Annotated in this window: 13 protein-coding genes, 2 tRNA genes and 1 pseudogene; 8 read left to right on the plus strand and 8 right to left on the minus strand. The window is 46.7% G+C overall.

The window, feature by feature from the left end; all coding sequences use genetic code 11:
• The first annotated feature begins 193 nt into the window (after positions 1-193).
• The 4 genes and pseudogenes from BTV99_RS05780 to BTV99_RS05795 all read left to right on the plus strand — a co-directional run bounded on the left by BTV99_RS05780 (position 194) and on the right by BTV99_RS05795 (position 3,277).
• The gene (locus tag BTV99_RS05780) at positions 194-1,522 is read left to right on the plus strand and encodes a hypothetical protein (protein WP_075101436.1); all 1,329 of its coding nucleotides are present in this window, start codon (positions 194-196) and stop codon (positions 1,520-1,522) included.
• Positions 1,523-1,643: 121 nt separating this feature from the next.
• Positions 1,644-2,051, plus strand: a complete 408-nt coding sequence (locus BTV99_RS05785) for an OsmC family protein (RefSeq protein ID WP_075101437.1) — start codon at positions 1,644-1,646, stop codon at positions 2,049-2,051.
• Positions 2,052-2,074: 23 nt separating this feature from the next.
• Positions 2,075-2,539 (plus strand): flavodoxin family protein, encoded by a 465-nt coding sequence (locus BTV99_RS05790; protein ID WP_075101561.1) that lies wholly within the window; start codon positions 2,075-2,077, stop codon positions 2,537-2,539.
• An 81-nt stretch (positions 2,540-2,620) separates the two neighbouring features.
• Positions 2,621-3,277 (plus strand): annotated as a pseudogene (locus BTV99_RS05795) (DUF938 domain-containing protein).
• Between the two features lie 38 nt (positions 3,278-3,315).
• On the opposite strand, the gene ppc reads toward BTV99_RS05795, so the two are convergent.
• A complete protein-coding gene (gene ppc / locus BTV99_RS05800) occupies positions 3,316-6,096 on the minus strand; it encodes a phosphoenolpyruvate carboxylase (protein WP_075101438.1) in 2,781 nt (926 codons plus the stop codon).
• 684 nt (positions 6,097-6,780) lie between these two features.
• Between ppc and BTV99_RS05805 the strand changes: the two genes are divergently transcribed.
• Both BTV99_RS05805 and BTV99_RS05810 read left to right on the plus strand, forming a co-directional pair.
• Entirely contained in the window at positions 6,781-8,868 is a 2,088-nt protein-coding gene (locus BTV99_RS05805) for a catalase (protein WP_075101439.1), read from the plus strand.
• A 248-nt stretch (positions 8,869-9,116) separates the two neighbouring features.
• Positions 9,117-9,911, plus strand: a complete 795-nt coding sequence (locus tag BTV99_RS05810; protein WP_075101440.1) for an MBL fold metallo-hydrolase — start codon at positions 9,117-9,119, stop codon at positions 9,909-9,911.
• 63 nt (positions 9,912-9,974) lie between these two features.
• Here BTV99_RS05810 and BTV99_RS05815 read toward each other — a convergent pair.
• The 7 genes from BTV99_RS05815 to leuS form a co-directional block, all read right to left on the minus strand.
• A tRNA-Lys gene (locus tag BTV99_RS05815) sits at positions 9,975-10,050 on the minus strand.
• Between the two features lie 364 nt (positions 10,051-10,414).
• Positions 10,415-10,490: transfer RNA gene (locus tag BTV99_RS05820), tRNA-Lys, on the minus strand.
• Positions 10,491-10,869: 379 nt separating this feature from the next.
• Positions 10,870-12,819, minus strand: coding sequence for a MacB family efflux pump subunit (locus tag BTV99_RS05825; protein WP_075101562.1), 1,950 nt, complete (start codon positions 12,817-12,819; stop codon positions 10,870-10,872).
• Positions 12,820-13,010: 191 nt separating this feature from the next.
• Positions 13,011-14,369, minus strand: coding sequence for an efflux RND transporter periplasmic adaptor subunit (locus BTV99_RS05830; protein WP_075101441.1), 1,359 nt, complete (start codon positions 14,367-14,369; stop codon positions 13,011-13,013).
• Between the two features lie 204 nt (positions 14,370-14,573).
• The gene (locus BTV99_RS05835) at positions 14,574-15,665 is read right to left on the minus strand and encodes a DNA polymerase III subunit delta (protein WP_075101442.1); all 1,092 of its coding nucleotides are present in this window, start codon (positions 15,663-15,665) and stop codon (positions 14,574-14,576) included.
• Positions 15,666-15,755: 90 nt separating this feature from the next.
• Positions 15,756-16,442: a hypothetical protein gene (locus BTV99_RS05840; RefSeq protein WP_075101443.1), complete on the minus strand. Its 687-nt coding sequence runs from the start codon at positions 16,440-16,442 to the stop codon at positions 15,756-15,758.
• 169 nt (positions 16,443-16,611) lie between these two features.
• Entirely contained in the window at positions 16,612-19,344 is a 2,733-nt protein-coding gene (gene leuS / locus BTV99_RS05845) for a leucine--tRNA ligase (protein ID WP_075101563.1), read from the minus strand.
• Positions 19,345-19,583: 239 nt separating this feature from the next.
• On the opposite strand from leuS, the gene BTV99_RS05850 reads away from it, so the two are divergent.
• Both BTV99_RS05850 and BTV99_RS05855 read left to right on the plus strand, forming a co-directional pair.
• Complete coding sequence (locus BTV99_RS05850) at positions 19,584-19,964, plus strand: arsenate reductase (protein WP_075101444.1); 381 nt, start codon at positions 19,584-19,586, stop codon at positions 19,962-19,964.
• 151 nt (positions 19,965-20,115) lie between these two features.
• Positions 20,116-20,478, plus strand: coding sequence for a hypothetical protein (locus tag BTV99_RS05855; RefSeq protein ID WP_256713734.1), 363 nt, complete (start codon positions 20,116-20,118; stop codon positions 20,476-20,478).
• Positions 20,479-20,526: the final 48 nt, after the last annotated feature.

Here is a 20,526-nt window from a genome sequence, read left to right on the forward strand (position 1 = left end):
CTCAGAAGTGAAACATCGTTGCGCCAATGGTAGTGTGGCTCCGGCCATGTGAGAGTAGGTCATCGTCAGCTCCCTATTCCTAAAAAGCCCCCTTCTACGTGAGTAGAAGGGGGCTTTTTTTTGCGTGGGGATTTATTATTTTAATGGTATTATTACAGATCAAGGGTTATATACTTTTCTAGGGATAATTTTAATGTCTTCTATTTTATTGGATAACGCAACAATCTCAAGCGTGCAACGGGCACTGGGGAAAGCTCCAACTAAAGAACCAGCTTTACTTGATATCGAACATGTTGCTCTTGAACGCTTTAGTGAGGCTTTTTTATTAAGTGATAACATAGTTGTTCCAGATACCTATAAAGCATCTTTAACATCTGCTAGAAAAAAAATGTTATCTGATCCTGTGTTTTCTTTTAAAACTGTTCTTAAAGAAGAAGATAATGACTTATTGACTATTTCTAAGTCCCTTTCTGAAGCATGGACTACAGCATTTAAGAGTGGATCTGACAGAAGTTTATTTTCTCAATATTTCGAACAAGCTAATGCTTTTAGTAAATTCATCTGGGAGCATTCGAGTTCGGAATTTTATTTAGTTTTTCGGACTATGGGTATTGAAAAAGAGAACCCTTTAATTGAGGCTTTTTTAGCGAGTCCAGCTGATTATAAGCTAGGTGAAGGTTTTGAAATTCATGGTATTGACGGAAGACCTGTCAGCTGGAGAAAGTTATCACCACACGTTAAGAGAATGCTTTCAGTTATGGCGTGGTTAGGAACTCAGTATATATGGCACCAAGTATATGCTGCAAAACTAAACTTGACCTACATGTCCCATCCACTAAGAGATTTTTTTTCGTATGACTTCCTTGATCGTCTGAATTCTGGCTCAAACAACTCTACTGATTTTGCTAAATCTTTCAATGTCGGTATGAAGGGGTTTAAAAAGAGTATGCTTCAAACATATAGCGACTTAGATTTAGTTCCTAGCTCAGACGAACTTCAGCTTCCTAATTTCATACCTATGCTAGTGAAAGAATGTACTGATGGACAAGAATATCTCGAAGCACTTTCTTATTATCGGAGCAATTCAGAAGTGCAGGAAATACGAGAGAGAATTACTGAAATAGAAAGAGATATGGAACAAGGACGATATCAGAAGCATTCTAAAATGGTTAGTGAAATCATGTCTGTTGGAGATAACCTTTTAAAGTCTAAAGGTGTAGATCTTAGATTTATAAAGTTAGCTCCTCCAACGAAAATTCTTGGTATTTCAGTTTCTGGAGATGATGCTGTAAAGCTTCCAATTCCTTCTTACTTATATAAACAATATTTTGTTGGAAGGAGGTATCGTTCATTCGTGAGAAAGATTATGAATGAGTTGTCAATGCCTTCACAATATGGTGTTTTAAAAGATCGCCTAAATGGATATGCTTGGATTGAAGAAGATCAAATGCCTAAATTCTATTTAAAACAAGATCAAATGCCTTCTTTATTCCATAAGCCATTTACTAAATCTGCTTTATAAAAGTGGTAAGAAATACTATCAACTACCATAGCTTTATTATACAAATAAAGTATATTATTTAGATGAAGGAAGATATTTTTTAAATATATATTTAATATTGATAACTATATAAGGGAACCCTATGACAACTTCAAAAATAACCTATCAAGGTGACTTGCGTACTAGCGCTATTCATTTGCAATCAAACAATGAAATTATTACTGATGCGCCGACTGATAATCAAGGCAAGGGTGAAGCTTTTTCACCAACTGATTTGTTAGCGACGAGCTTGGCAAGCTGTATGCTAACGATCATTGGGATTAAAGCTCGTGATATGGAGATTGATATCACCGGTACTACCGCTGAGGTGACCAAAGTGATGACAGCTGATCCAAGACGCGTCAGTGAAATACATGTCGCGATCACTTTTAATCGGCAGCTAGATGAGAAAACGCAAAAGATATTTTATAACACAGCGCTGACTTGTCCAGTTGCGAAAAGCATCCATCCTGATATCATGCAAAAGGTGACTATTTATTCTAAGAACTGATATATTTTATAATGGTGATTAATATGGCTACTAAAACCTTACTTATCGTCGCGCATGCGCCATCACCGAATACTAAGAAGTTGGCGCAAGCGGCCTACGATGGCGCTAATCATCCCGATATAGATATCAACGTCATACTTAAATCTCCTCAAGATACGCAGCCTGAAGATATACTCGCAGCGGATGCATTATTATTAGGCACGACTGAGAACTTGGCGTATATGGCAGGATTGACCAAGGATTTCTTTGATCGTTGTTATTATCCAGTACTAGAAAAAAAACAGGGTATGCCGTTTGCGTTATATATTCGCGCAGGACACGATGGCACAGGGACTAAAAATGCGATGAAAACGATTACGACGGGGCTGCGCTGGGAGTGGATACAAGAAGCGCTGATTTTACAAGGTGATTGGCAAGAGGCGTTCACTGAGCAAGTCGAAGAGCTGGCAATGACATTGGCAGCAGGCATTGAAGCAGGTATCTATTAGGTCGTTGTGGTGGGTTATTATTGCTTATCTTCGTTATTGATATCTGTACTTGATGAAAACAGCATTATAAGGATGGCCATAGTGTTTAATAGTGATTCTGATAATACGCAATCGATTGCTCCAGCTGGAGCGCCATTTTCGCAAGCGTGTGAAAATAATAAAGCGCCTATCTTAAACGTACTACAAAAAGAGCTACAAGAGCATACTCATGTCTTAGAAGTCGGCTCAGGTACCGGTCAGCACAGCGTTTACTTTGCACCAAGCTTGCCACACCTACAATGGCAAACCAGCGATGTAACTGATAATCATCAGGTGATACAAGCTTGGCATAATGCCTATCCCGCATCAAACCTGTATGCACCGTTGGCTTTTAATTTGTTAACAGATTCTATTCCAAAAACTAATACTGGCGAACCTTATGACGCTGTATTTACCGCTAACACCTTACATATTATCGCTTGGCCTTTGGTTGAGAGGTTATTTGAGTTGGTCGGGGCAGCATTACCGTTAGACGGCAAGCTGATTGTTTACGGGCCATTTAATGAAAACGGACGCTATACCAGTGCAAGTAACTAGCAGTTTGATAGCAGTTTGCGCCAGCGTGATGCTGGTAGCGGTATCCGGCATAAAGAAGATATCATTGCTTTAGCCAACGCCCACCATTTAACATTAATGACTCAATATCAGATGCCAGCGAACAACCAAATTTTGGTTTTTCAAAAAATAACCGCTAACTAAGTCAGCGGTTATTTGCGTTTTAATATCAGTATCAAGTTCTAACCAGTATTACGTAGTCCTGCTGCAAGGGCATTGATACTGCGAATCAGGGGATCTTCTACCGCCAGTTTGTCGGTACTTTTAGCATCATTATCATCAGGTTGGCGCATGCGTTTGAGCAGCTCGATTTGGATATAGTTGATCGGGTCTAAGTAAGCATTGCGCCATTGTAAAGATGCTGCCAGCTCTTGCTGCGTGGACAATAATGAGGTTTGCTCGAGCAGGGAGTTTAGGCCAGAGTGAGTAAGCGCGTGCTCGTGCTCGACAGCCTGCATGACTTGTGTGCGTAAGTGCTCGTCTTTGCACAGCAGGCTGTAGGCGTGGGCGATATTCATCTCCGATTTGGTAAAGGCCATTTCGATATTGCTGATAAATGCACTAAAAAACGGCCAGTTTTTATTCATCTCTTTCATCAATCCTTCGTTTTGTTTGACACTCTCTAATGCCGTGCCCACGCCATACCATGCAGGAAGAGTAAAGCGGGCCAATGACCAGCCAAACACCCAAGGTATCGCCCGAATCGTTGATTTGCTTGGCAAGCCTTTTTTGCGGTGGGCAGGGCGCGAGCCGATATTTAGCAAAGAGATCTCTTGTACAGGCGTGGCCTCGGAGTAAAACTGATAAAAGCCTTCTGTATTATCCGTCAGTGCTCGATATTGCTGCTCGCCTGCATCGGCCAAATCTGCAAACAGTGCTTCATAGCTATCGAGCTGGGCCGGCTGCGCTACAAAGCGTGATGAGCTGGCTTTTAGCGCGCCTGTGATGCCCATGGTTAGCTCAAACACTGCTGTATCTGGGTTGGCGTATTTGGCATAGAGCACTTCGCCTTGTTCGGTAAACTTGATTTGTCCGTTTAATGTACCAGCAGGCTGAGCGGCGATGGCCTGATGAGTTGAGCCGCCGCCGCGACTGACAGAGCCGCCGCGGCCATGAAACAGACGGGTGCTAATGCCGTATTGGTTGGCAATACGTGTGATGGTCTGCTGGGCGCTATACAGCTGCCAAGCCGAGGTAATAATGCCGCCGTCTTTAGAAGAGTCGGAGTAGCCCAGCATAATCTCTTGAATATTGCCTGAGTGCTCAAGTAGCTCGCGATACAGTGGGTTATCCAGCACCGTTGGCATGATTTTATCGATGTTTTTAAGGTCTTCGATGGTTTCAAACAATGGTGCTACCGGCAAGGCGGCAAATAAGTGTCCGTCGTCATCGATACCAGACAAACCCGCAAAACGCATCAGCAGCAGTACTTCTAGCAGCTGACTGGCGTTATTGGTCATTGAGATCACGTAGCTGCCAAAGGTATCGTCGCCGACCAGTTTGCGCAGTTTGGCCACCGACTGCATCAATGCCAGCTGCTCACGGGTTTGCTCGCTTAAATTATCGGTATAAATCAGTGGCGTGCCTGGTTTTTGTAGTAGGCGGGTCAGCCACTCTTGGCGCTCTGCTTCGCTTAGCACCTTGTAATCGGGCAAGTTGGAGGCATTGGCAAAAATATCGGCAATGACCTCGCCATGATAGCCTGAGTCTTGGCGAATATCGAGCGCGGCCAGATGAAAGCCGCAGGTTTTGACCAAGCGGATGGTATCTAGCAGTAGCCCTTCGGCATGGGCGCTATCATGCGTATTGACGCTCTTGCGGATAAGGCGTAAGTCATCTAACAGTGCGGCCGGCGATAAGTACGCGTCTTTTGCTGCATTGTCGTCTGTGCCTTGGCTTTGGATATACTGGTTGGTGGCTTTTATTTTGGCAAGGATGAGTGATAACAATCTACGGTATGGTTCATGATTGTAGTCATCAGGGTTATAACAAAACACTTGCTGATCCAGCTCGCTGTAGTCTTGGATGCGCTCATAAATCTCGGGCACGATGGTGACGATGCTATCGCTATGAATCAGCTCGCGGCGCAGCTTTCGGATCAATACTTGGTAATGGCGCAGCACGGTATTGGCATGCATCAACACGGCCATTTCTGTGGTCTCATGAGTGACGAAGGGATTGCCGTCTCTATCGCCGCCGATCCAAGAGCCAAAATTGACAAAAGCGGGCAGCGCATAGTCACTAAGCTCTGGATAAATCTCTACGATTGCGTCTTTGATATTGCGATAGACTTTCGGTATGGCGGTAAAAAGACTGGCATCAAAATAATGCAGACCATTATTAATCTCATCATAGACCAAGGGTTTACGAGTCCGCACCTCATCTGATGACCATAGTAGATCAATGGTTTCCGCGGTTTTTTGTTTGGCCTGCCCAAAGGCGAGACTGCCCTCAGGATAGACACCCATGGCATCGGTGTGCTCATATAGCGTTTGCAAGATATTCATCGTCGTACGGCGACGCGCCTCGGTAGGGTGCGCGGTAAAGACAGGGATAAATTTTAGCTGATCAATGAGCTCTTTGATTTGTTCAGGTTCGATCTGCCGCTCGCGGCATTCTGATAAAGTGCGACGAAAAGAGCCTTCCCAGCTTTGGTTAGACTCCGCGCGCATCACTCGCCGCTGCTCACGTAAGTAGTTTTCTTCGGTCAAATTTGCCAAAAAAAAGTAAATAGAAAACGCGCGAATGACATTTTTTAGTGTTTGATTGTCTAGCGAGGCGATGAGCTCGATAAGTTGCTTTTTTTGTCCGTCGTTATGCTCGCGGCGCTCTTGGATAAAACCTTGGCGCAAGGTCTCGATGGTATCTAAGGTTTGTTGCCCAGATTGGCGAGAGATGGCTTCGCCTAAAAACGATCCTAATAAACGAATGCGCGCACGCAATACGTCGTTATCTAATAACATAACTGTCTTCCTTGTCTATAACTAGGGAATATATCCAATAAAGCTTGGATATGGCTATTTTCCTTACTCAACGAACAATACGCCCTAGACGGATGAATAAAGACGGCCCGTAAATACAGTTACGAACCGCCTTATACAAAGTGATACACCAAGCCTTTTATGATGGCTATAAGCGATGGTTATAAAAATTTTGCTTGATCAGAACTCGCCGCTAGTGTTTGCCACAGCTTTGATGCTGGCTGACTTTATTTTATGGCTGTCCTTATAATTTAACTGATAATAGGCACGAACGCTATCGATATTCTTGAGGCAAAAAATCTAAAGAGCGCTGCCATGAGCGTTAAGGACTTAGCAATATATTTGATGATAGTAATGTGCTAATAGTTTGGGTCATTGGTTTAACCAAAAATCAACAAGCTTCACGATATATGTGACATAAATCGCGAAGTTTTTATGTAAGATGAGTGATGAGCACTATGATTGGCATTGCTAGTGATTGGCAATGCCCGCCGTAATAGCAGTGAAAGAGCAACAATAAAAAGTTAGATAATCAACCGCCGCGTAACTCATAAAACATGAAGCGACAGCCGAAGTCACTATATAGATACAAGGATATAAATACTGGGTTTACGCGCTTTGGATAGTCTCATCAGAGGCCATTTCATTCATCAGCTAGGATATATTATGAAAAAGCATCTTGATCATACTGACCCCGCAAAAGACATGAACCCAACTCGCGGCAATGGCGGCGAGACTCACCAACGTGCAGACGATGACACAAAAGCGCTCACCACGCAGCAAGGCGTTGCGATTTCTGATAACCAAAACTCATTAAAAGCTGGCGCACGTGGGCCAACTTTGCTAGAAGATTTTGTCCTGCGTGAAAAGATTCATCATTTTGACCATGAGCGTATCCCTGAGCGTATCGTCCATGCACGTGGTAGCGCCGCACATGGTTATTTTGAGTTGACAGAATCGTTAGAAGAATACACGACCGCCAAAATTCTTACAGAAACAGGGAAGCAGACACCTTTATTTACTCGTTTTTCGACCGTGGCTGGCAATAAAGGCTCAAAAGATACGCCTCGCGATGTCCGCGGCTTTGCGGTCAAGATTTATACCGAAGAAGGTAACTGGGATATCGTTGGTAATAATATGCCGATTTTCTTTATTCAAGATGCCATGAAATTCCCAGATCTGGTGCATGCAGTCAAGCCGGAGCCTGATCGCGGCTTTCCGCAGGCAGCATCTGCTCATGATACCTTTTGGGACTTTGTGTCGTTAAGTCCTGAGACCATGCACAATGTCATTTGGCTGATGAGTGATCGAGCGCTCCCGCGTAGCTTTAGCATGATGGAAGGCTTTGGCATTCATAGTTATCGTTTGATTAACAAAGACGGAAAAAGTACCTTTGTACGTTTTCATTGGAAGCCAGTAGCAGGTGTACAGTCGCTTACTTGGGATGAAGCGGTAAAAATATCTGGTGCTGATCCTGATTATAACCGCCGTGACATGTATGAAGCGATTGAAAACGGTATGTATTTTGAGTGGGAGTTTGGTGTTCAGTTATTTACTGAAGAAGAAGCCAATGAGTTTCCATTTGACCATCTAGATGCGACCAAGCTGATTCCAGAAGAGACGGTGCCTGTGAAAATCATCGGTAAAATGGTCTTGAACCGTAACCCTGATAACTTTTTTGCAGAAACGGAGCAAGTAGCATTTTGTCCGTCACATCTGCCGGCTGGTATCGATTTTAGTAATGATCCTTTACTGCAAGGTCGTCTATTTAGTTATCTTGACACCCAGCTGTCGCGTTTGGGGTCGCCAAACTTTGCGCAAATCCCTATTAACGCGCCAAAATGTCCGTTTGCCAATAATCAGCAAGACGGCCACATGCAAATGCAAGTACCCAAGACGCGTACCCTCTATGAACCACAAAGTCTGGATTTAGATCGTCCACGTGAAAGCGTCAAAAAAGGCTTTGAGTCGTATGCAGAGCGCTTAGATGATAATGTAAAAGGCCGTATTCGCGCAGAGAGCTTTGCAGACCACTATAGCCAGCCGCGCATGTTCTACCGTAGTCAAACCCCAGCTGAGCAGGCACATATTGCGACGGCCTACGCATTTGAGCTGGGTAAAGTAGATACTCCTCATGTACGTACCCGTATGCTCAGCCACCTGCTGCATATCGATGAAGATTTGGCCAAGCGCGTGGCAACTGCCTTGGGTATGGAGTTGCCAGAGCCTGCTGATGCGGCAGCGCCTGTACAAGACATGGCGACATCAGAGGCTGTGCAGACCATTGGCCGTACGCCTAAGAGCTTAAAAGGGCGATTGGTGGGTATCTTGGTCGCCGAAGGCTCTAAGCATAGCGAGATTAAAAAGTTCGAAGATGCGGTCAATGCTCAGGGCGGGATGGTAAAAATCGTTGCGCCGAGTAAAGAAGTGAAACTAGATGATGGTACTCGCATACAAGCTGAAGAGCGTGTAGCAGGGGCGCCTTCGGTATTTTTTGATGCGGTGGTCAGTATCATCATGCCAGAGCAAGCCAAGAAACTAGCAAAAGACAGCTCGACCTTAGATTGGTTTACTGATGCTTATGTACATTGCAAAGCTATTGCCTACTGCGGAGCGACTGAAGAATTCATCTTAAGTAAGCTACCAGTAGAAAAAGACAGCTTTGTCACGCCTCTTGCTGACTTAGATGCCTTTATCGAAAACGCCAAGTCGCGTCTGTGGGAGCGTGAGCCAAAGGTTCGTGACCTTGCATAGTTGACTGATACGGTATCAGTTTTTATCTTCAAACGCTTTATCTTAAACTCAGCCTAGGTGCTGAGTTTTTGCCTTTTTAGGGCTGGGTGCGGCAGTGTATGATTTAAAGCTGACATAAGGTGAACTATTTATAGTCACAAGCGTTCACTCAAAGTCATTTTTTTAGCCATAATGAACGTTATACTAAATAGCAAATGGATTTAATAAATGCTCATGGCATTGAATCATGGGTCAGGGAAAAGATAATAATGAGCTTATGTGAGATTGTACGTTTAGAAGGCTATATCCAAAGTACCTATCTTGCGGTATATCCAGACAAGATCATGCTGTTGGATGGTGGCTGTCGTCCTGATGTGGCATTGGTGCTTGATTATATAAAAACGACGCTACAACGCCCGCTAACGGATCTAAAGGTGGTGATGGTCACACATATGCACCCTGATCATGCTGGCGGTGCTCTGCAGTTTAAAAAACAGACAGGCTGCCTGATCGTATCAGCAGACAAAAAAACTCAGTGGTATGGCGGTATCGGCGGGCGAGCCATGCATGTCATCGATATGAATTTGGCGCATTATGTGGCGAGACGGCAAGGACGCTCGGCCAAAAATCTTTATTACCCGGCACATCTGAATCCTGATGTGATGGTAAAAGATGGCGACTGCGTGCCTGAGTTTGATGAGTGGCAAGTGCTTGAAACGCCAGGGCATACAGATCGTGACTTATCGTTATTTCATCTGCCAAGTCGGCAAATATATACAGCAGACTTGATTATCAAGCTGCGTCACAAGTTCGTCGCGCCATTTCCTATTTATGATCCAAAACTCTATATCCAGTCGCTGCAAAAAATCAAAGCGTTAAAGCCCTCGGTGGTGATGATGGCGCATGGCCGCGAGCTGGCGATAGACGACGCCACTTTTGATATGCTCATCACGCAGGCACCCAAGCATCCGCGTACCATCAAAGACACCATCAAACATAAGCTGCTATGGCGCAAAGACGCTGACTTTACTGTCTTTTCGCGTCGCCGTAAATCCAAACGATAGCGCTAACAGGCACGCAAAAAAAAGCCCCGTCACTATTAAGTTAGTGATGGGGCTTTTCAAATATGGTGGGCCGACCGCGACTCGAACGCGGGACCAATTGATTAAAAGTCAACTGCTCTACCAACTGAGCTATCGGCCCTGAGAGACGTTAAAAAATTGCACTGCAATTTTAGTCTCGCAAGAGAAAATTCTTTAAATAGAATTTTCTAAAAAATCGACACCTTACTGATGTCTAATTAAGTGTTTTATCAGAGCGCAAGAGAATTTACATTTTCGTAAATTCTAAGAAACTCGATATCAACACTAGGTTTGCATGTTACTGCAAGAGAAAATTCTTTAAATAGAATTTTATAACATTTATGCATATAATCAATGTATCTGACGCTATGCAAGAATAATTTTCTTAAAAGAAAACTATATAAATCTAAACATCCTAATGATGTTTTTTACTCATTTATCACTACCGGATAGGGGAGAATGATAAACAAGCATCAAACTAAATATGGTGGGCCGACCGCGACTCGAACGCGGGACCAATTGATTAAAAGTCAACTGCTCTACCAACTGAGCTATCGGCCCTGAGCGAGGATAAAATGAAGTACTACTTCATCCGAGCGCAAGAGAATTTACATTTTCGTAAATTCTAAGAAACTCGATATCAACACTAGGTTTGCATATTACTGCAAGAGAAAATCCTTTAAATAGAATTTTCTATCAAGCTTATTATCTGAGTATATCGTATTATCAATATTAGCAGAGACAGTAAGCTTGGTTTCTCGTTTAGAAAGTTTGTATCCCTAAACGTGAGAGCACATTATATATATTATTATGACAATTACAACCCCACATGATAAAAAAAGTGCAAATCTAGCAGGATTTTTTAGTTTTTTTGCCATTTTTATCATTTTTGCTCTTTTTGACCGTGTGTGTTTGGTCAATGCGTCATTCTGTGTCGCGATTAGTCTCGAGACAGTGCGTCAACGGGATCGAGTTTGGCCGCATTACGGGCTGGCAAAAAGCCAAATACAATCCCAATGAGCGTCGAGCAAACAAAAGCTGCGATAATAGAGGTCGGTGAGTAGATGACTTTAAAGCTATCGCCGCCGATGCGGTTGATCAGCTCACCGATGGCAAATGCCAAGCCAATACCCAGTAGTCCTCCTAAAATACAAACCAAAACAGCCTCTATCAAAAACTGCTGCATGATATCGCTTTGCCGTGCCCCAACCGCCATACGCACCCCAATCTCGTTGGTACGTTCGGTCACAGACACCAGCATGATATTCATCACCCCAATACCGCCGACGATCAGTGAGATAACCGCCACTGAGGAGATGAGCAGCGTCATCGTCCCTGTCGTGGCCTCGATGGTCTGGCGAATAGAGTCAGAGTTACGAATCTGAAAGTCCGCCTGACCGTGACGGCCTTCTATCAGCTCGTAGATAGCAGACTCGGCGACACTAGATGAGACACTGTCATCGAGTAATGCCACAAAACGATCGATATAAGCGCCGCCCGTAACACGGGATATGACGGTGGTATAGGGCATATATATGGTGGGTGTGGTGATATCAGGGCCAAATCCGCCATCGTTCTCTGCCAGTACACCGATCACCCGCCCTGGTACGCTGCCGATTAGTATGACCTCACCGATAGGGTTGTCGATATCGGCAAAAAAAGCCTGCTTGGCATTGTCGTCGATGATGATGTCCTGACTGCGCAGACTGATACTTTGTGCATCAAAGCCTTGACCTTGTACCAGTGTTTCGCCTGTGACTTTTAGATAGTCTTCGCCAATCCCATTAACCGTTGCGTCTTCTTGTACACTGCGGTAACGAACGCTAGAGGTGCTATTTACTTGCGGACTGACGCTAATGACGTAAGGTTGATTGCCCACAGCTTGCGCATCTTCAGGGGTCAGGTTGTCGTCATTATACCGGCGGCGCGGATCGCCTCTGGGGTAGCCGTCATTGACAGTAATGGTGTTGGTGCCCAGTGAGCTGATGTTGGCAAGTATCTGCTGCTGCGAGCCTTGGCCGAGGCCGACGATAGAGACCACTGCCGCGATGCCGATGATGATGCCCAACATGGTAAGCAGGGTACGCATTTTGTGCGCACGCATGGCGAGCAAGGACATTTTAAAAGCTTCAAGCAAGCGATCAAGAAAGCTTGCCAAGGCGCTTTTGCGGTGGCTACCCAGAATAGGAGCTGGCTGCTGGGTGGTTGGCTGATAATGCTCGGTTTTATAATCTGCAATGATATGGCCGTCTTTTAGCTCAATGACACGCTCGGCTTGCTCGGCAAGATGCGGATCGTGGGTGACCATGATGATGGTATGACCCTGAGCATTGAGGTCATGCAAAATCTCCATCACATCATCGCCGGACTTGCTATCGAGTGCGCCTGTCGGCTCATCGGCCAAAATCACATCACCACCGTTCATCAAGGCTCGAGCGACAGAGACGCGCTGCTGCTGACCGCCTGAGAGCTGATTAGGACGGTTGTCGACTTTATTGCCTAGTCCAAGATCAGTGAGCAGCGCCTCTGCCCGTGTCATGCGTGCACTCGTATCCATGCCTGCATAGACGGCAGGGACAGCGACATTATCACGGGCGCTGATATCGCCTAGCAGATGATAGCGCTGAAAGATAAAGCCGAAGTGTTCACGGCGCAGCTCGGCCAGCTCGTCAGCATCAAGCTGGTTGGCTGATTGTCCATAAATCTTATAGTCTCCCGCTGTCGCTTGGTCCAAGCAGCCCAAGATATTCATCAACGTCGACTTGCCAGAGCCAGACTGACCGATAATCGCGACCATCTCGCCTTGATAAATCGTCAAATCAATATCGTGCAACACGCGAATGGTCTGCTCACCTGCTGCAAACTCCCGAATGATCCCCGATAGCTGCATGATGGGCTTGATAGGAGGAGTGGCTACTTGGCTTTTTTTATCAGCTATCAGCGAGCGCTCGCTCGGCTGTGGAGAAGGTTGAGGTGTCATCATAGCAGTGTCTCAATAAGGTCATGAGCTTTGTCATAAAAGCGCTTGTGTGCGTCAGTGCTTGTATGGCCGAGTGAGTTTAAGACAGGTTCAGTTAACATCTACATTCTTGGCGGGCCACCTGCGCGGCGACCACTGCGCGAGCCTTCTGCGTTTTCTGTACTGATGATGACTTCTTCGCCTGCTGTTAGACCACTGAGTATTTGCGCGTTGACGCGGTTGTCGATACCGACTGTGACGGCGCGCTTCTCTACGCTGCCGTCGTCTTTTAACACACGGACAAACTTACTGGTATGCTCAGATGTATTATTACTTACTTGGCGGCTGGTTGCATCTGTGGTTTTGCCATCAGCAGGCCCGTCATGGATGACAGCAGAGGGCACCAGCAGTGTGTTTTTTGCTTGATCGATGACAATATAAATCTGCGCGGTCATATCGATGCGAAATAAACGCTCAGGATTGGGGACTTCGACGTAGCCGACGTAGTAGATGGCGGCATCGGTGGAGCTGGTTTCGCTGATTTTTTCTGGTGCAGGCTCTATTGCGGTCAAGGTAGCATCGTACTTTTGGTCTGGATTGCCAATGATGTTGAAATAAGCGGGCATGCCAGCTTTAACATTGATGACATCAGCTTCAGATATTTGCGCGTTGATACGTACGGTCGAGAGGTCGGCGAGGGTGACTAGCGTCGGGGCGGTTTGATTGGCATTGACCGTGGTGCCTTGCTCGGTGGTGATCGAGACGACAGTACCAGAGATGGGTGCGCGGATAGTGGTATAGCTCAAATCCTCGCGAGCAGTATTGACGTTGGTCTCTGAGATGCGTAGCGCCGCTTGCTGGCTATTGATATTGGCTTCTGTGGTGGCGATAGCGGCTTTGGCTGTATCAATAGCGGCGCGCGCATTGGCCACCGCGGCCTTTGCTGTCTCGACGTTGGTCGCTTGTGTGTCATACTCCTGCTGCGATATCGCATCGATAGCGACTAAGTCTTGCAGGCGAGCAAAATCAGACTGAGCTTGTTTGAGCTCAGATTGGCGGCTGGCAAGATCGGCGTAGGCGCTCTTGAGGCTGGCTTGTCGGCTTAGCGCTTCTGCACGTGCGCTTTGTAGTGCGGCGCGGCTTTGCTCTAGACTGGCTTGCTGATTGCTTAAGTTGTTGTTTTGTGTCACTTGATCGATTTGGGCAATCAAATCGCCTTGCTGCACTTCGTCTCCCACCTCTACATAGAGCCGTTTGACCTCACCTGATACCTGCGCGCCGACATCGACGGTATTGAGGGCTTTGACCTTGCCTGAAGCCATGACGTTATTTTCGATATCACCGACCTCTACCTTCGCCGTTAGGTATTTAGGCGCTGTTTCTTTTGGCATAAAAAAACGATAGGCCAGCGCGCCGAATACGACGACGACCAAAGTGACCACTGCCCATTTGATCGCAGGTTTTTTGCTTATTTTGCCCATGACAACTATCCAATCACAATAAAATCAAGTGTAGCTATAGTAGAGGCTTGCTGCGCAAAAAGGAATGGCAATTAGTTTAAGAAAGGTTAAGGAGGATCGAGAGAACCAAAATCTGCCACTCGGTTGTGGCGGATTTGGTCGTCGTTTATACAAGTAAGTCGTTTATAGAAGTAAATTAGGGATGGCGGCTAAACGAGAGGTGTATCAAGTGATAAACAAGCGTTTGCCAGATAGCTCAAGCGCTGCTTGTAATAGTAGCTCCCATGCAGGCTGACGGATAAGTCCTTTGATGGCTTGGTCGCAGCGATAAAGCAGCGCCGGCCACTGCGCGGTCTGCGCCTTTGACTGGCGACGACACGCCTGCTGATATAAGCCTTGTTTGCTGCGCCAAATGCCGAGCGCCTGCGGGTCTTGTCCATCTAGCAGCTGCATAATCTGGCGCATGTCTTTACTGATTGCCCACAGTACCAACGTCGTCGGCTCATCGGTGGCCTTGAGCTGCGTGATGATTTTGACTACCTGCGCGCTGTTGCCAGCCAGCATGGCATCGGATAAATCAAAGACACTAAACTGAGCATCACTGACCAGCGCGGCTTGTAGATCATCAATATCTAATGCGACGTTTTCGGTAGGAGCTTTGCCATCAGTTGAGCTGGTAGAGTGATGGGTTGACTGTTGATGAGGAGTTGCCGCAGGTGCGAGCTGCGGCGCAAACAGATAAGAGAGCCGCCATAAGGTTTGATAGGCGCTTAGCAGATGATGCTCGGTATGCGACATCAGCAGCTGCCACACTTCTTGTGACAGCGTGAGGCCAAACTGCTGGGCCTGTATCTGTAATAGCTGCTGACGCTGCTGCTCATTGTACAAGTTGCAATCAATCACATGACCGTACTGAGCAAACGGCGCAAACCATTTGCTGCTCTGGCTGCGCTTGTCTTGCTTAGGCGTAAGCCATAGCAGGCTGTGACTGTGCGTGCCTGCTTGTGCCTCGATAGCAAAACGTTCGAGCGCGGCAATGACGGCTTTATCAGGTTTGTGATTGCCTGTCACAATCAGCGCACTGGCATCGTCAAACAACGACTGACTGCCAAGCTCGGATAGCACATCTTGCCAGCTTTTGACTGATACCAGCTCGATACGTTTGATGGCATAGTTTTGCGCGCGCCAGTGCGGACGCATGGCATCGATAAGCCATTGACTGAGTAACGGCTCATCACCGTGTGCCAGCCACAAGCCAGCTACTGCCGCTGCGGGTTGTAGTAGTTTTGGATAGGCTTGGATAAAAGTATCTTGCATAGGCTGATGATACACAGGTTAAAAAAAGAAGAAAAGAGCGGCGTTACTTGATCATGAAGAATGACGAAGCATTCCTACAGACTTATAAAATTACTGGGCGTTTGGCACCATCACGGTGGGTGCAGTGGCGCTGTTTATCATGGGTACTGCCTGCTTACCAGCAGGTGGCACTTTGGGTAAGGAGATAGCGACGTATTGATCCGTGATACGGCGTGCCAAGCGCTCATAGAGCCAGTCACGAATCTGATCGCCTTGCTGATCGTCAGTGCTGACCGAGGCTTCGTTGTACTGATAGCTGCGATCGACTTGGATGGCGTTTTTGAGTATCACAGGTTTGCCATTTTCAAAGGTCTGATAACTGACATCGGCTGAGAGCACCAAACGGATTTCTGTCAAAACCCCAACCAGCTCATAACGCTTAAATCGCACATTGCTGATATCGATGACGGCGATGGGCTCTGCATGTGCTTGTCGATTGTTACGTGCCACATCATCTAAGGTCATATTGCTCATGACTTCCGCGCCTAGGGTTTTTAGGCGCTGAGTCAATGGCAGCTTGAGCGGAAACGACGTGCGATCATCTTCGATAATGACCGCTGTTTTGGCCACATCGAGCAGCATCGGCGTTTCATAACCGCGCAGCTGAAAGCCGCAGCCACTCAGTGCGGTGGTGGCACCGAGCACGGTCATCATCGGCAAAGCAGCCAGTAACGCTGTCGCAAGTTTTTGTCCGCTGGTCGATGATTGTGACGGTACTGCTCGGTGCTTATACGACATAATCGCTATCCTTTAATGATAAAAAGCTTGGGAGGTGCCCTCAAATCCTCGTCTTTGGCCTAGTGAAGCAGTAAAGGCCGCTATCGATGGAGGTGAGGGCACGCCCTAAGGTAATAAAGACGCATCGCCTAATAGCGCTAGCGGGTAGCGCCTAGCTAAAGACGATGTACTAGCCTGCGACCACGATATTGACCAGCTTATTGGGCACGACGATCTCTTTTTTGATGTCTCCTGTCAAAAACTTGGCCACACCCTCAAGTGCGCGTGCTTGCGCTTTTAGCTGCTCAGGGTCGCTGTTGGGGGCGACATCCATTTTGCCGCGCATCTTACCATTGACCTGCACCACCATGGTGATGGTGTCTTGTACCAGTGCGCGCTCGTCGACAGCAGGGTAGCTTAAGTTGACCGTATCGACACCCAGCTGCTCAAGCAAGTGCTCGCCGACGTGCGGTGCGTAGGCAGATAGCATGATTAATAAATCAATCAATGCTTCGTGCTGTACTTGCAGGTCTTGCTCACTGCTGGCTTTAAAACCAGTCAGCTCATTGGCAAGCTCCATAAGACTTGAGACTGGCGTGTTTAGCGCCAAGCGCTCGCCTAGGTCACTGTCGATCTTGGCGATGGTTTCATGAGTCTTACGGCGTAAGTTTTTCGCCGCTTTGCTAAGGTGCTCTGTGTTTAATGCTTCGTTATTGAGCGTGGCTTTATTTAATGCATCAGGGCTTAGGCTTGCAGCCGCTAGGGCTTGCATATGGTCGGTTGCGATGCGCCATACTTTTTTGACGAAGTTATAAGGGCCTTTTAGCGCGTCATCTGACCACTCAAGCGTCTGGTCGGCAGGGGCGGTAAACAGCGTGTACAAACGTACGGTATCCGCGCCATATTTATCGATGGTGATTTGTGGATCGACGCCGTTGTTTTTTGATTTGGACATTTTTTCTATTTTGCCGATGGTGACAGGCTGTCCATCAGATTTTAAAATCGCTTTAACTGGCTGACCGCGCTCGTTGTAGTCGATATCGACATCTTCGGTGAAGTAGTAAGTGGTGCTGCCATCAGCGTTGCGGCGGTAAAAAGTGCCCGCAAGCACCATGCCTTGCGTCATCAAGTTGGCAAATGGCTCATTGCCTGATACCAAGTTTTCGTCGCGCATGAGCTTATGGAAGAAACGCGCATAAAGTAGATGCATGACCGCGTGCTCGACACCGCCGATGTATTGATCGACAGGCAGCCATTTATTGGCGGCAGATTTATTGACCATGTTTTGCGTGTCGTTTGGACTGGCAAAGCGTGCGTAGTACCAGCTCGACTCAACAAAGGTGTCAAAGGTATCCGTCTCGCGCTCAGCTGGGTTGCCGCACTTTGGACAAGTGGTATTGACAAACTCTGGCATGCTTTTGAGCGGGTTGCCGCGGCCATCAGGGACGACATCCGTTGGCAGTACGACAGGTAGGTCTTGCTCTTCGACAGGCACCGTGCCGCAGTGCTCACAGTTGATCATTGGGATAGGGCAGCCCCAATAGCGCTGACGCGAGACGCCCCAATCACGCAGACGATACTGGATTTTTTTCTTCGCAAGCTGTTGTGGCTCAAGTTTGGCAAGCATTGCCTCAAACGCTTGATCAAAATCCAAGCCGTCAAATTCGCCTGAGTTCACCAAGATGTTGCGCTCAGTATAAGCAAGATTTGGCTCAGAGCCGTCCGCTTGAGCAGCAGCAAGGACGGATGCTTCAAAGTCTGCAGGCGACTGGATGACTTGCTTGATAGGTAGGCTGTATTTGGTGGCAAACTCATAATCGCGCTCATCGTGCGCTGGTACCGCCATCACTGCGCCTGAGCCATAGCTCATCAAGACATAGTTGGCGACCCACACAGGGACTTCTTCACCAGTGAGAGGATGGGTCACGGTCAGGCCTGTATCCATGCCGATTTTTTCGGCTTTGGCCAGATCCGCTTCGGCGACCGAGCCTTTTTTGCACAGTGCACAAAACTGAGCGATGGCGTCATCCTGCTCAGAGGCGTACTGCGCTAACGGATGCTCAGCGGCAACGGCGACATAAGTGACGCCCATCAAGGTATCAGGGCGAGTGGTAAACACTTCTAAGGTGTTGCGCTCGCCGCTCAGCTCATAAGGGAAGTGTACTTCCATACCCGCGCTACGGCCGATCCAGTTGCGCTGCATGGTCAGAACTTCAGATGGCCAATGACCCTCTAGCTGGTCTAAATCATCGAGCAGCTCATCGGCATAATCAGTGATGTTAAAGTAATACATCGGGATGTCGCGCTTTTCAACGGGCGCGCCACTACGCCAGCCTTTGCCATCGATGACTTGCTCGTTGGCAAGGACGGTGTTGTCGACCGGATCCCAGTTGACGGTAGAGAGTTTCTTGTAGACCAAGCCTTTTTTGTAGAGCTGCAAAAACAACCACTGCTCCCACTGATAATACTCAGGGCTACAAGTGGCAAACTCACGTGACCAGTCGATAGAGAGACCGAGCAATTTTAGCTGGGCGCGCATGTTGTCGATGTTGGCAAATGTCCAAGCAGCAGGCGGTGTTTGGTTGGCGATGGCGGCGTTTTCTGCTGGCAGGCCAAAGCCATCCCAGCCCATTGGCTGCATGACATCAAAGCCTTTGAGGCGATAATAACGGCTGAGTACATCAGAGATGGTATAGTTACGCACGTGTCCCATGTGCAGCTTGCCACTTGGGTACGGAAACATCGACAGCATATAGCGACTTGGCTTGTCGCTTGGCTCATTACTCACTTCATAGCGTTTGTCCGTTGCCCACTTGGCTTGTTGTGCCGCTTCGATCAGCTGCGGTTGGTATTGGGTAGGGTCTATGGAAGTATTGTTGGTCTGATTGGTATTAGCAGTTTCTGCTGTCACGGCGTTGCTCATAGTCGGCTCGAAATTGATGATTACAGATAAATTGGGTAAAACAAAATAATGCCATAGCATAGCGTAATTTGGCGAAAATTGCGATGGTATGATGACGCGTTTGCGCGCTGTCACGACGACAGGTTGGCAAGTTGGGGGAAAGGCATCATAGTAGCGACAGGAGGTTTTTGTTTAACAAACCAAAAATTAACCGGCTTCGGTATAATACAGCGACTAATGATTATGGATTGGGAGTTTTTATGAGCATCACTGTTTATGGCATCAAATCTTGTAGCACCATGAAAAAAGCGTTTACTAAGCTTGATCAGTTGGGTGTCAGCTATGATTTTCATGATTATAAAAAACAAGGCATCGACAAACCAAGCGTTCAGCGTTGGGTAGATGCGCTAGGTATTGATAAAGTGCTCAATAAGCGTGGTACCACATGGCGCAAGCTGACCGATGAGCAAAAACAAGCCGCTGCTGACAGTGTAGATAAAGCGATAGATTTGCTGGTAGAAAATACCAGCATGATTAAGCGTCCGATTGTGGAAGGTCAGATTGACGATAAAAATCAAGGTCAGCCAATATTGTTGTGCGGCTTTAATGAATCTGAGTTTGAGGCGGTTATTTATAAATAATTTTTATAAAAAAGCTGTCACTTTGACAAATTATAAACTATGCTCTCATAGGTAGAATTAAGTTTACTAATTTATAAGGTCTATTGAATATTCAGATGTGCTACCAGCACGATATCTGAATGTTCAATAGACCCTAATGTTCGAGGATAGAATGATGAAAAAATTATTACTGATGGCTACGCTTGCAGCAGCACCTATAATGGCCACAAGCGTACAGGCGGCAGACTCATCAACTAAAGTAACCTTTGCAAAAGACAGCTATTGCGGTAACTTTACAGGCAATATCAAAGATGGCAAAGTGTTTCGTTTATGGCTTGCAGCAGACCAGAATTTAGTGATTCGTAATGTCGGCGATGATCGCATCAATATGGCTTACGTCTCAGGGCCAAGTGGTCGATTGGACGGTGACCGCTATGATAATGAAACGTCTTATATTACTGAGAGCAAAGGCAATCACTATATGAAGGTTTATGGTAATAGTTACCATAGTTCTGTTGAGTTCTGTGCTTATTAAATTCATCATTGTTTGAATGAATGTTGATGGGCCATAAAATTGATAGAC

This window comes from Psychrobacter sp. Rd 27.2 (genome assembly GCF_001921755.1).
GTDB classification, from domain to species: Bacteria; Pseudomonadota; Gammaproteobacteria; order Pseudomonadales; family Moraxellaceae; genus Psychrobacter; species Psychrobacter celer.